Source organism: Saccharopolyspora sp. 7B (assembly GCF_020177435.1).
Classification (GTDB): Bacteria; Actinomycetota; Actinomycetes; order Mycobacteriales; family Pseudonocardiaceae; genus Saccharopolyspora_C; species Saccharopolyspora_C gregorii.
Window position 1 is genome coordinate 67,586 of record NZ_JAIUKC010000028.1, and the last position, 12,078, is coordinate 79,663.

The following is a 12,078-nucleotide window of genomic DNA, read 5'->3' on the forward strand; positions in this document are numbered from 1 at the left end:
CTCTTCTCGTGCTGGGGGCGGGTGAACGGTCCGTGCACCGGGTCGGGCGGAGCCGGTGGGCCGGTCATCCGGTGGGCCAGTCGTCCGGGGGCCAGGCCGCGCGCAGCAGTGCGAACGCGGCGTCGAATCCGGCGCCGGGATCGCCGGGCACCGACCTGGCGGCGAGGACCAGGTGCGCCAAGGCTCGCGCCGTCGGATCGTCGGCCGGTGCGCCCGCGTCCTCGGCGATGGCGGCGGCGAGGGAGGTCTCGTGCCGCGCCCACATCCGGTCCACGTGCTCGCCCAGGCTCGGCGAACTCCGAACCAGGCGGCGGAATTCGCGGAACCGCGCCCCGCCGTCGTCGCCGAGGAGCGCTTCCCGGACGCCGCTGAAGTACCGGTGCAGCGCGTCCACCACCGATGTCCCGGGCTCGCGGTCGTGCACCGCGGCGACCAGCGCGGCCTCCCGTTCGGCGTCCTCGTCGACGACGAGCGCTTCCTTGCTGGGGAAGTGGTTGAACAGGGTGGTCACCGAGACGTCGGCGGCCTCGGCCACTTCGGCGGTGGTCACCTCGGCGAAGCCGCGTTCGAGGAACAGCTCCAGCGCGGTCTCGGCGATGCGGGCGCGGGTCTGGGCCTTCTTGCGCTCCCGGCGGCCGGCGGGTTCTGGGGTGGGCATGTCGCGGAATCCTAGGTGCGCTGCGGGTTTCCGGCCGTGATGGCCTGGAAGTGGGCGAACGCGTGCGCCGGTCCGCCGGGGCCGATGCAGTCCTCGATGCCGGTCGCGGCTCTGGCGGCGGCTTCGGCGGAGCGGGGGAACATCCGCTCCTCGTAGGCGGCGACGGCCTCGTCCAACGGCCCGCCCGCGGCGATGCGCTCGGCGAGTTCGGCGGCGTCGAGCATCGCCAGGTTCGCGCCCTGCCCGGAGAACGGGGACATCAGGTGCGCGGCGTCGCCGAGCAACGTCACGCCCGGCCGGTGCGTCCAGCGGTGGCCGACCGGCAGCGCGGTGATCGCGCGCACCGCGAACGGGCCCTCGCCGCGGTGCAGCACGTCCCGCAGCACCGGCCCGAAGTCGGCGAACATCTCCAGCAGCACGGCGCGCAGCGCACCGCGGTCCAGGTCGCGTCCCCAGTCCGACGGGCCGCGGAACGCGGCGTGCACCCGGATGACACCACCGCTGTTGCGCTGCGCCAGCAGTCCCTTGCCCTCGTCGAGCGCGAACGTCATGCCGTGCCCGATGAGCTCGGCGAGCTCCGGGTGCGCGCGGTCCACGTCGGTGAGCACCACGTCGACGAACACGACGCCGGAGTGCGCGGGTTCGGCGTCCGAGAGCAGCGGCCGCACCGCGGAACGCGCCCCGTCGGCGCCGACGAGCAGGTCGCAGGTGGTGCTGCGCCCGTCGGTGAAGTCGAGGCGGTGCCGCCCGTCGCCGAGGGGGACGGCGGCGCGCAACCGGCGGTCCCACTCGACGGTGCCGGGTTCGAGCGAGCCGAGCAGCAGGGCGCGCAGCTCGCCGCGGTCGATCTCCGGTTTGAACCGGTCGTCCGGGTCGGCGGGCGCGTCGAGCAGCACGGCCCCGGCCCGGTCGAGCAGCCGCAGCGCTTGGCCTTCCGGCCGGGACGCGGCGAAGAACTCGTCGAGCAGCCCGGCCGCGGTCAGCGCCACCTGCCCGGAATCCCGGTGCAGGTCGAGGCTGCCGCCCTGCGCGCGGTCCACCGGGTCGCGGTCCCGTTCGTGGACGGTGACGGGCAGGCCGTGCCGTTGCAGCACGCGGGCGAAGGTGAGCCCGGCGGGGCCACCGCCGATCACGGCGATCCGGGGCGGGGGAGTGGGCATGGCGGTCCTTCCTGCGGGGCGGGAGCGGGTCCCTCGACGGGAACGGTACATGAAGTGACTTCAAACTTGTAGTCACTACACTTTTGTTCCGGCCGGGGCCCGCGAACGCCCCGCCGGGGATCACCGCGGCTCGGGGATCGTGGTCAACGCCCGCAGCGCCGCCTTGTCCGGCTTGCCCGCCGCGGTCAGCGGCACCTGCCGCACCACCCGGATCACGGCGGGCGCGGCGGCCGGACCCAGCTCGGCGGCGACCAGTTCGCGCAGCTCCGCGTGGTCGGGTTCCACGTCCCCGGCGAGCACGAGGTGGGCGTGGATCGCCTCCCCGGTCCGCTCGTCCGGGACGCCGACCACGTACGCCTGGTCCACCGCGGGATGCCCGGCGAGCGCCCGTTCGATCGGGCCCGCGTAGTGCAGGATCGCGTTCACGATCACCACGTCCCGGACACGCCCGGTCAGGTGCAGGAAGCCCGCCTCGTCCAGGTGTCCCACGTCCCGGGTGCGCACCCAGCCGTCGCGCAGCACCTCGGCCGTTTCGGCGGGGTCCTGCCAGTAGCCGCGCAGCGAGTGGGCGGTGCGCACCCACACCTCGCCGTCGGCCCCGGCGGGCAGGGGCAGCCCGTCGGCGTCCCGGACCTCGACCCGCACGCCGTCCCACGGGCGGCCGACGGAGTTCGCGGCCTGCTGCCGCTCGGCGATGTCGGCCGCGGACAGCAGGCTGAGCATGCCGGTCTCGGTCTGCCCGTAGCCCAGGTGCACGGCCGGGCCGATGCGGGCGTGCGCTTCGGCGAGCTTGTGCGGGGCCAGCGGTGAACCGGCGACCAGCAGCATCCGGGCGGCGCTCAGGTCGTGCTCCTGCTCGCCCAGCGCGTCGAGGATCTGGTGCAGCCGCGCGACGGTGAGCAGGCAGGCGGTGATCCGCAGTTCCGCCAGCACCCGCGGGAATTCCGGCGCCTCGCGCGGGATCACCGCGGTGCCGCCGGAGAGCAGGCACAGCGCCAGGTGCTCCTGCACGACGGCGCTGCTGAGCGTGCCGAACAGCAGGAACCGCCGGTACTTCGCGGCGAGTTCCGCGGTGCGCTCGGTCCACGCCGGTGCGTGCCAGCTCCAGTGCCCGCTCATGGCGCGGTAGTCGAACACGGTGCCCTTGGGTGTTCCGGTGCTGCCGCTGGTGAACACGACGAGCGCGGCGTCGTCGAGCTCGCCGCGCGCGACCGGGGTCTCCTGCGCGCGCAGCAGTTCCGGGCCGAGTTCGAGCACCCGGGCGGCACCGGCGGCCTCGTGCAGCTGCGGGCGCGGGTCGTCGGTGACGACGGCGCGCACGTCCTGGCCGAGCACGTGCGCGAGCTGCGCGGCGGTGAGGCCGGGGCGCAGGCCGACGACGCGGCAGCCGAGGACGTGCGCCGCGATCTGGACGGCGAAGCCCTCGGGCGTGACGGCGGTGTCGATGGCGACGCCGTGGCGCGGGCCGAGCCCGGCCGCGCGCAGCCCGGCGGTGCACCGGCCGATGAGTTCCAGCAGCTCGCCGCGCACCACGATCCGGTCGCCGTGCTCGAACGCGGGGGTGAGCGGGTCGGCGCCGAGCGCGTCGATCACGGACTGCGGAAAAGGTTGTGCCCGAGATCGGTGTTCATGGTCACCCGAGTCTGTTCTCTCTCCCATTTTTACCGCTTTCCGTCAAATAGTCGTATGGATTCGGTCGCTCGGAGCACGAGTTTCCCGCTGGCGTTCGGACAATGGGGATCTCTACCATTCCGGCGGATCTCCAACCACGGGAAGATGCTGTGATCTGCATCACGTGTACGGGTTGACCCGCTGTGCTTTAAGGTTCAAACAATCCGTTGTTTGTGCTGGTGGGAGGCGAATCAACCAGTGTCCGAAGAGCGCTCTCTTGATTATCTCGTGATCGGCGCCGGCCCGGCAGGACTCCAAGCCGGATATTACTTGGAGCGGGCCGGACGCAATTATCTCATCGTCGAGTCGGGAGAGTCGCCCGGTACATTCTTCGCCGAGTTCCCGCGGCACCGCAAGCTCATCTCCATCAACAAGGTGCACACCGGATGGGACGATCCGGAACTGAACCTGCGCACCGACTGGAACTCGCTGCTGTCCGAGGAGAACGCGCCGCTGCTCACCTCGTACACGCCGCGCTACTTCCCGGCCGCCGACGACCTGCTGCGCTACCTCGCCGACTACGCCGAGACCCACCGGCTGCGGATCCGCTACGGCACTCGCATCGTCGAGGTCGCCAAGCCCGACGAGTTCGTCGCCCGCGACCAGAACGGAAACACCTACCGGGCCCGGCGCGTCATCGTCGCCACCGGCGTCACCCGGCCGCACATCCCGGACATCGACGGCGTCGAGCACGCCGAGCCCTACACCGAGATGTCCGTCGACCCCGAGGACTACACCGGGCAGCGGGTGCTCATCATCGGCCGCGGCAACTCCGCGTTCGAGACCGCAGACGGGCTCATCGAGAACGCCGCCGTCATCCACGTCGCCGGGTCCGGCTCGCTCAAGCTCGCCTGGCAGACCCACTTCGTCGGGCACCTGCGCGCGGTGAACAACAACTTCCTGGACACCTACCAGCTGAAGTCGCAGAACGCGCTGCTGGACGGGCGGATCCTCGGCATCCGCAGGGACGGCGACTCCTACCTGGTGCGGGTCAGCTTCGAACGCGTCGACGAGGTCGTCAAGGAGATCCGCTACGACCGGGTGCTGCTGGCCACCGGATTCCGGTTCGACGCCTCGATGTTCGCGCCCGAATGCCGGCCCGAGCTCACCATCGCCGACCGGTTCCCCGCGCAGACCGCGGCGTGGGAATCGGTGAACGTGCCCGGGCTGCACTTCGCGGGCACCATCACGCAGGTCCGCGACTTCAAGAAGTCCACCAGCGGCTTCATCCACGGCTTCCGCTACGGGGTGCGCGCGCTGCACCGCATCCTGGAGCGCCGCGACCACGAGGTGGCCTGGCCCGGGACGGACGTCCGGGGAACGCCGGAAGCCGTCACCGACGCGATCATCGAACGGGTCAACCGCAGCTCCGCGCTGTGGCAGCTGTTCGGGTTCCTCGCCGACGCCGTGCTGCTCGGCCCGGACGGCGCGCGCTACGCCGAGGAGGTGCCCCTCGACCACCTGCACGAGACCGCGCACACCGGCGAGTTCGGCGAGGTCGACTCCTACCTGACCATCACCCTCGAATACGGCGCGGACCACGACCGGGTCAACCCGTTCGACGTCGAGCACAGCCGCACCTCCCAGCAGGACACCCGTGGGCTCGACGGCCGCTACCTGCACCCGGTGGTGCGGCACTTCCGCGGCGGCGAGCTGCTCGCCGAGCACCACATCACCGAGAACCTGGAGAACGAGTGGGACAGCGAGCAGGTGCACCGCGCGCCGCTGCGCGAGTTCCTGCGGGGGCGGGTGGCGGCACCGGCGGGTGCCCGGTGAACCTCTTCGCCGACTTGCACGACCGGGCGAAGGAACTGCTGGAACCGGCGATCCACGACTACTACGCGGGAGGGGCGGCGGACGAGTTCGCGTTGGCGGACAACGAGAACTCGTTCGCCCGGCTCGCGCTGCTGCCGCGGATGCTGCGCGGCGGCCCGCCACCGGAGCCGCGGGTGGACCTGCCGGGAGCGCCGGGCGCGGCACCGGTCCTGGTGGCGCCCACGGCGTTCCACCGCCTCGCGCACCCCGAAGGAGAACTGGCCACCGCGCGCGCGGCGGCGGCCACCGGAACCGTGCTGATCTCCAGCATGGCCGCCACCACCGCCGTCGACGAGGTGGTGGCGGCCGCGCGGCAGGTGCGCTCCGACGCCGCGGTGTGGTTCCAGCTGTACCTGCAACCGGACCCCGAGGTGACGGCCCGCCTGGTGGAGCGCGCCGAGTCCGCGGGCTGCACCGCGCTGGTCGTCACCGTGGACTCGCCGGTGTTCGGCGACCACGTGCGCGACCGGCGCAACGGCTTCCACGACCTGCCGCCCGGGTACGAGGCGGCGAACATGCGCGACCTGCCCGGCGGCCCGCCCGGCGGCACCCGCGACATCGAGATGTCCCCGGAGATCTCCTGGCGGCACCTGGAGGTGCTGCGCGCCACCACCGCGCTTCCCGTGCTGCTGAAGGGGATCCTGCACCCGGACGACGCGCACCTCGCCGTCGCCCAGGGCGTCGACGGGATCATCGTGTCCAACCACGGCGGCAGACAGCTCGACGCGGCCCCGGCGCCGATCGACGTGCTGCCGCGCATCACCCGCGCCATCGGCGGCACCCTCCCGCTGCTGCTCGACGGCGGGGTGCGCCGCGGCACCGACGTGGTCACCGCCCTCGCGCTCGGCGCCGAAGCCGTCGGCATCGGACGTCCCGTGCTGTGGGGGCTCGCCGCCGACGGGGAGAAGGGCGTGCGCGAGGTGCTGGACCGGATCGGCGCCGACGTGGTGCGCGCCATGGCGCTGTGCGGGGTCCGCGGCCCCGACGACCTGACCGCGGATCTCGTGGTACCGCGCGGATTCGGAGGTCTCCGGTGAAACCGGTGCGCCTGCTGCCCTGGGTCGCCGTCGCGGCCGCGCTGACCGCACCCCGCTGGCTGCCGCAGCGGGTCGTCGCGCTGCGCGGCAAGGTCTTCGAACTCGTCAACGGGGACGACGCGATCACGCTGCCGAACGAGCGGTTCGGCCCGGAGCGGTTCCGCGAGGTCTACTCGCACCCGGCCGCCGGTGGGCGCAGCGAAGGCGCGGGGCTCTCCGACCTGTTCTGGTACTGGCTGTCCCCGGGACCCGAGGTGCACCAGGAGCACCTGGAGGCCGGGCCGCGCTACGACGACGTCGCCCGCACCACGCAGCGGTTCCTCGCCGGGTCCAGCGACGCGCTCTCCGCCACCGCGGCGCGCTGCGCGGCGAAGGTGCTCGACGAGCTCGCGCCCGATCGGCTCGGCGTGCACCGGCTCCGGGACCTGATGATGCCGATCTGGGCGGAGTTCAACTACGAACTCGTCTTCGGCGAACCCTGCCCGCGGCGGGCGCGGGAGCTCATCGTCGGCAACGCCGCCGATGTGGTGAACGCGCTCAAGTGCACCGACCTGCGGCACCCGCGCCGCCGCGCCCGGCTCACCCGCTACCTGCGGTCGCGGGTCGACGCGGGGGACGTGGTACACGAGCTGCCCGGCGCGCTGTCCACTTCGGAGCAGGTGCACTACCTGCAGGGGACGTTCTTCAACACCTCCGTGGTGCAGCTGTCCGAGGGCATGGCGCACCTGCTGCTGGTGCTCGCCCAGCACCCGCACGTGCAGCGGCGCCTCGCCGACGAGCCCGGCGACGAGCGCTACTTCGCGCACGTGCTGGACGAGACGATGCGGGTGTTCCCGCTGTTCGGCATCGCGCACCGCATCACCACCGACGACATCCGGGTCGACGAGCGCACCACGCTGCCGCGCGGATCGGTGCTGTGCTTCAGCTACCCCGACTACCACGCCACCGGGCACCAGGACCCGGAGACGTTCGACCCGTCCCGCTGGGAACGGCTGTCGGCAAAGGACGCCGCGCACATCCCGTTCGGGGTGGCCGCGAACCGGCCGTGCCCCGCGTGGCGGCTGTCACCGCTGGCGATGCGCGCGGTCACCCGCGAAGTGCTGGCGCGGTTCCGGCTCGAATCCAGCGTGCGGCACACCCGTTCGCTGCCCTCCCGAGGGCCGTGCGTGCTGGTGCGCCGCGGCACCGCGCGGGACACCCGGGCGCTGCTGCGTTTCCTGCGGATCCGCGATCGGTGGGAGGACGTGGAGCGCAGCGTGCGGCAGCTGGTGCTGGGCACCTGGATGGTGCTGGACGCGCGCAGGCAGCGGCTCGCCGGCCGCCACTTCGAACGGCTCCGGCAGCAGGAACCGCCGCCGGGCTGCCCCGCGCACCGCTGATCGGGCCGGGGCCTCCGCGACCGGGAGGCCCCGGCACCTCGCGCCGTGCACCGACATCCCCGCACCGCAACGGATCCACGTCCGATCCACCGCCACCGGAGGAACCGCATGACCCCGACGGAGCTCGCCCCCGCGTTCTTCCTCGCCGCCATCGTCATCCTGCTCGCCTGCCGCCTCGTCGGCCGGGTGCTGCGCGCTTTCGGCCAGCCGCCCGTGGTCGGCGAGATGGTCACCGGCGTCGTGCTCGGCCCCTCGGTGCTCGGACTGCTCGCGCCCGGCGTGGAGCAGGCGATCTTCCCCGACGAGCTGCGGCCCGTGCTGTACGTGGTCGGCCAGATCGGGCTCGTCGTGTTCATGTTCCAGGCCGGGTACGAGTTCCGGGTGGACAAGATCCGGCAGGTCGCCGGTTCGGCGGCGTTGATCTCGGCGGCCGGGGTGGTCGTGCCGATGCTGCTCGGCGTCGCGCTGGCCTGGCTGGCCGCCGGGCACGTCGACATGTACCCGCCGGGCGTCCCGCTGCTGGTGTCGGCGCTGTTCGTGGCCGTGGCGCTGTCGATCACCGCGTTCCCGATGATGGCGCGGATCATCACCGAGCGCGGCCTGTCCGGCACCCGGTTCGGTTCGCTCTCGCTGGCAGCCGGGGCGCTCGACGACGCGGTGGCGTGGGTCCTGCTGGCCGGGGTGCTCAGCATCTCCGCCGCCAGCATCGGGCCGTTCGCCGTCGCCGCAGGCGGCAGCGCGCTGTTCGTCCTCGCGCTGGTCGCGATCGTGCGCGCCGGGGGCCGCATCGACGCCGCGCTGCGGCGGCTCGCCCCCGAGCAGGTGCTGATGGTGGTGGTCGTCGCCGTGTTCCTCGCCGCCTGGTACACCGACCAGATCGGGTTGTACGCCGTGTTCGGCGCGTTCAGCCTCGGCGTCGCGCTGCCGCGGTCGGCGGCGATGGACGGGGCGGTGCGGACGATGAAGCCGGTCGCCGTGCTGTTCCTGCCGCTGTTCTTCACCTACTCCGGGCTGAACACCGACCTGGCGCTGCTGGTCGACTCCGGGGTGCTGCTGTTCGCGGTGGGCGCGGTGCTGGTCGCGGTCGCGGGCAAGCTCGGTGCCTGCTGGGCCGCGGCGCGGCTGGCGGGGGAGTCGAACTCGGTGGCCACCCGCGTCGGGGCGCTGATGAACGCGCGCGGGCTGATGCAGCTCATCGCGATCAACGTGGGGCTGGCGGCGGGGATCGTCACGCCGCAGCTGTTCAGCGTCCTGGTGCTCGTCGCCCTGGTCACCACGATCATGGCGACCCCGCTGCTCACCCTCATCGACCGCCGCGAACGCCGCGCCGCTCCTGACCCTGAACCGGAACCGGTCGCCTGATCCGTGGCGGGTGGCGGTGCACTGGGGTGGCGGAACCTCGGGCCGAGCATCGCGCGGTGAGATCGGCATGGCGGGGACTCAGGCGGCGCCCAGTTCGTGGGAGATGCGGGTGGCCGCCCTGGCGGTGGCCCGGCCCGCCGCGTCGAGGTGGTCGGCGAGGCGCTGCGCCGGGGCGGACAGGTTCAGCGCCGCCACCACCCGGCCGCGGAAGTCCCGGACCGGCGCGGACACGCCCACCAGGCCGGTCTCGAACACCTCGCGGACCTGCGCGTAGCCGGTCCGCGCCGCCTCCCTGATCCGCGACCACAGCTCCGGCAGGGTGCGCACCGTCGACCCGGGCGGCGTCGCGCCGAGCTCGGTGCCGAAGCGCACGTACAGCTCGTCCGGCGTCACGTCCTGCAGCAGCACCCGTCCCGCCGAGGTGCACGGTGCGGGCACCCCGCGGCCCTCCCAGTCGTGCACGCGGAACGAGTGCCCGGACACCGACAGCAGCGTCAGCACCTCCCGCTCCCGCAGCACGCACAGGTGGCTGGTCTCCTCGACCTCCGCGGACAGGGCGCGCATCACCGGCTCCGCCGCGCGCACCAGCCGGTCCCCGGTGGTGCGGGCGACCAGTGAGAACAGCCGCCAGCCCAGCCGGTAGGCCAAGGTGTCCGGCTGCCGCTCCACCACCCCGGCCTCGGCGAGCGCCTTGAGCGCCCGCGACACCTGGCTCTTGTCCCGCCCGGTCAGCACCGCCAGCCGCGACACCCCGAGCCCGCCCGCGCGCTGCGCCTCCGCCGAACCCAGCGCCTCCAGCAACTCCAGATCACGCCGCAGAGCACTCATGTCTTCAACGATGCCTTTTCGTCGGCTCCTTTTGCAGGGCACTGGGGTGGCGGAACCTCAGCTGCTTCCTCGCTGCGGGATCGTTTTCACCGGTGGCTCCGCCACAGGAGAAAACGCTGTCCTCGCGAGGAAGCAGCTGAGCACCCGCGGGTGGTTCCGCTGCTCGGGTGGTCGGCGGTTCAGCGGCTTCGCCGCTGCCAAGCAACTGCGGGCGCGGTTCGGGGCGGGGTCGTCCGGTTGTCGCCAGTGCAACTCGGGTCTCGATCGGTCGCGGTGGGTTGTCCTGCGGGCCGGCGGGTTCCTAGCTTCGGTTCCGGGAGGTCAGATGAAGATCACCGACATCTCCGTGGACCGGCTGCGGCTGCCGCTGGACCCGCCGCTGCACGCCGCCTGGGACCCGCGCCCGCGGGAGCACTTCGACGCCACCGTGGTGCGGGTGCGCACCGACGAGGGCATCACCGGCATCGGCTCCGGTGACACCATGACCGGGTTCGACGCGGTGCGGCACCTGTTCGTCGGCACCGATCCGCTGCGGATCGACCGGCACGTCAAGGCCATCGAGACGGCCAATTTCCACGGCGGTGCGTTCTGGCCGCTGGAGGCCGCGCTGTGGGACGTCATCGGCAAGGCCACCGGGGTGCCGGTGTCGGTGCTGTTCGGCGGTGCCGCCGACGCGCTGCCCGCCTACGCCTCCACCGCCGAGCTGAAGCCGCCGGCCGAGCGCGTCGAGTCGGCGCTGGCCGCGCGGCAGGCGGGGTTCCGCGCCATGAAGATCCGCATCGCCCCGGACGGCGTCGAGGAGGGCATCGCGACCGTCGCCGCCGCCCGCGACGCCCTCGGCCCGGACTTCGACATCATGGTGGACCTCAACCAGTCCTGGCGGATGGCCGGTGACACCGCCGACGCGGTGGACTTCGCCACGACCTCCCGCACCGTCCGGCGGCTCGCCGAGATCGGCGTGAGCTGGGTCGAGGAACCGCTGCCGTACCACGACCTCGCCGGGTTCCGCGCCCTGCGCGCCCGGTACCCGGAGGTGCGCATCGCGGCGGGGGAGATGCAGCACTCGGTGCCCGACCTGCTGCGCTACCTGGAGCAGGACGTCCTCGACGTCTACCAGATGGACGTGGTGCTGGCCGTCGGCATGCACCGGGCCCGCACCATCGCCGAGCTGGCCCGGCTCAAGCACCGCCACTTCACCCCGCACAGCTGGACCAACGGCATCGGGCTGCTGGCGAACCTGCACGTCGCCGCGGGGGTCGGCGGCGGGCCGCACTTCGAGTTCCCCTACGACCCGCCCGGCTGGACGCCGCGGCGCCGGGACTTCCTGCTGGCCCGGCCCGTCGAGGTCCGAGCGGACGGCGCGGTCGCCGTGCCGCAGGTCCCGGGTCTCGGAGTGGAGCTCGACGAGGACGTCATCGCCGACACCAAGATCGGAGGAATCCCGTGACCCCCGCCCTGGACGCGCCGAGCTCGGCGCTGATCGGCACGCCGGAGACGCGGCCGTTCATCGACGGTGAGTTCGTCGCCACCGGCGAGACCTTCCCCAGCACCAGCCCCCGCGACGGCACCGAGCTCGCCAGGGTCGCGGCCTGCACCGCCACCGAGGTGGACCGCGCGGTGCGCGCCGCCCGCACCGCGTTCGACGACGGCCGCTGGCGGGGGCTGGATCCGGGGCGGCGCAAGGAGGTCCTGCTGCGCTGGGCCGAGCTGATCCGCGAGCACGCCGACGAGCTGGCGCTGCTGGACAGCCTGGAGATGGGCAAACCGCTCGCCGAAGCCCGCCGCGTCGACGTGGCCGGCGCCGCGCACACCCTCACCTGGTACGCGGAGGCCGTCGACAAGACCTCCGGCGAGGTCGCGCCCGCCCCGCAGGACGCGCTGGCGCTGGTCACCCGGGAACCGCTCGGCGTGATCGGCGCGGTGGTGCCGTGGAACTACGCGCTGCTGATCACCTCGTGGAAGATCGCGCCCGCGCTGGCCACCGGCAACTCGGTGGTGCTGAAACCGGCCGAGCAGACCTCGCTGGGCGCGCTGCTGCTCGCCCGCCGCGGCGCCGCGGGGGGGCGGCCGGGCGGGGGGGGGGGGGGGGGGGGGGGGCGCGGGGGGGGGGCCGGGCGGGGGCGGGGGGGGCCCCCCGCCGGGGGCCAGCTAGGGGGGCGCGGGTCCGC

At 73.2% G+C, this 12,078-nt stretch carries 10 protein-coding genes; 6 read left to right on the plus strand and 4 right to left on the minus strand.

What is annotated here, in order from left to right:
- Nucleotides 1-64: 64 nt before the first annotated feature.
- The 3 genes from LCD33_RS05845 to LCD33_RS05855 form a co-directional block, all read right to left on the minus strand.
- Nucleotides 65-658 carry a TetR/AcrR family transcriptional regulator gene (locus LCD33_RS05845; protein WP_224961702.1) on the minus strand — a complete coding sequence of 198 codons (594 nt, stop codon included), beginning with the start codon at nucleotides 656-658 and terminating at the stop codon, nucleotides 65-67.
- Between the two features lie 11 nt (nucleotides 659-669).
- Nucleotides 670-1,818, minus strand: a complete 1,149-nt coding sequence (locus LCD33_RS05850) for an NAD(P)/FAD-dependent oxidoreductase (protein ID WP_224961704.1) — start codon at nucleotides 1,816-1,818, stop codon at nucleotides 670-672.
- 120 nt (nucleotides 1,819-1,938) lie between these two features.
- The gene (locus LCD33_RS05855) at nucleotides 1,939-3,411 is read right to left on the minus strand and encodes a class I adenylate-forming enzyme family protein (protein WP_224961706.1); all 1,473 of its coding nucleotides are present in this window, start codon (nucleotides 3,409-3,411) and stop codon (nucleotides 1,939-1,941) included.
- Between the two features lie 276 nt (nucleotides 3,412-3,687).
- Here LCD33_RS05855 and LCD33_RS05860 point away from each other — a divergent pair, with 276 nt between their 5' ends.
- From LCD33_RS05860 to LCD33_RS05875, 4 genes are all read left to right on the plus strand, one after another.
- Nucleotides 3,688-5,265 carry an NAD(P)-binding domain-containing protein gene (locus LCD33_RS05860; RefSeq protein WP_224961708.1) on the plus strand — a complete coding sequence of 526 codons (1,578 nt, stop codon included), beginning with the start codon at nucleotides 3,688-3,690 and terminating at the stop codon, nucleotides 5,263-5,265.
- Complete coding sequence (locus LCD33_RS05865; RefSeq protein ID WP_224961710.1) at nucleotides 5,262-6,341, plus strand: alpha-hydroxy acid oxidase; 1,080 nt, start codon at nucleotides 5,262-5,264, stop codon at nucleotides 6,339-6,341. Before LCD33_RS05860 ends, LCD33_RS05865 begins: the two co-directional genes overlap by 4 nt.
- The gene (locus tag LCD33_RS05870) at nucleotides 6,338-7,720 is read left to right on the plus strand and encodes a cytochrome P450 (RefSeq protein WP_224961712.1); all 1,383 of its coding nucleotides are present in this window, start codon (nucleotides 6,338-6,340) and stop codon (nucleotides 7,718-7,720) included. Before LCD33_RS05865 ends, LCD33_RS05870 begins: the two co-directional genes overlap by 4 nt.
- A gap of 108 nt (nucleotides 7,721-7,828) precedes the next feature.
- The gene (locus LCD33_RS05875; RefSeq protein WP_224961714.1) at nucleotides 7,829-9,082 is read left to right on the plus strand and encodes a cation:proton antiporter; all 1,254 of its coding nucleotides are present in this window, start codon (nucleotides 7,829-7,831) and stop codon (nucleotides 9,080-9,082) included.
- A 78-nt stretch (nucleotides 9,083-9,160) separates the two neighbouring features.
- On the opposite strand, the gene LCD33_RS05880 is transcribed toward LCD33_RS05875, so the two are convergent.
- Entirely contained in the window at nucleotides 9,161-9,910 is a 750-nt protein-coding gene (locus tag LCD33_RS05880) for an IclR family transcriptional regulator (RefSeq protein ID WP_224961716.1), read from the minus strand.
- A 325-nt stretch (nucleotides 9,911-10,235) separates the two neighbouring features.
- On the opposite strand from LCD33_RS05880, the gene LCD33_RS05885 reads away from it, so the two are divergent.
- Nucleotides 10,236-11,357, plus strand: a complete 1,122-nt coding sequence (locus LCD33_RS05885) for a mandelate racemase/muconate lactonizing enzyme family protein (RefSeq protein ID WP_224967227.1) — start codon at nucleotides 10,236-10,238, stop codon at nucleotides 11,355-11,357.
- Nucleotides 11,354-12,078 (plus strand): aldehyde dehydrogenase family protein (locus tag LCD33_RS05890; RefSeq protein ID WP_224977594.1); only part of this gene is annotated, 725 nt, incomplete at its 3' end. The genes LCD33_RS05885 and LCD33_RS05890, both read left to right, overlap by 4 nt.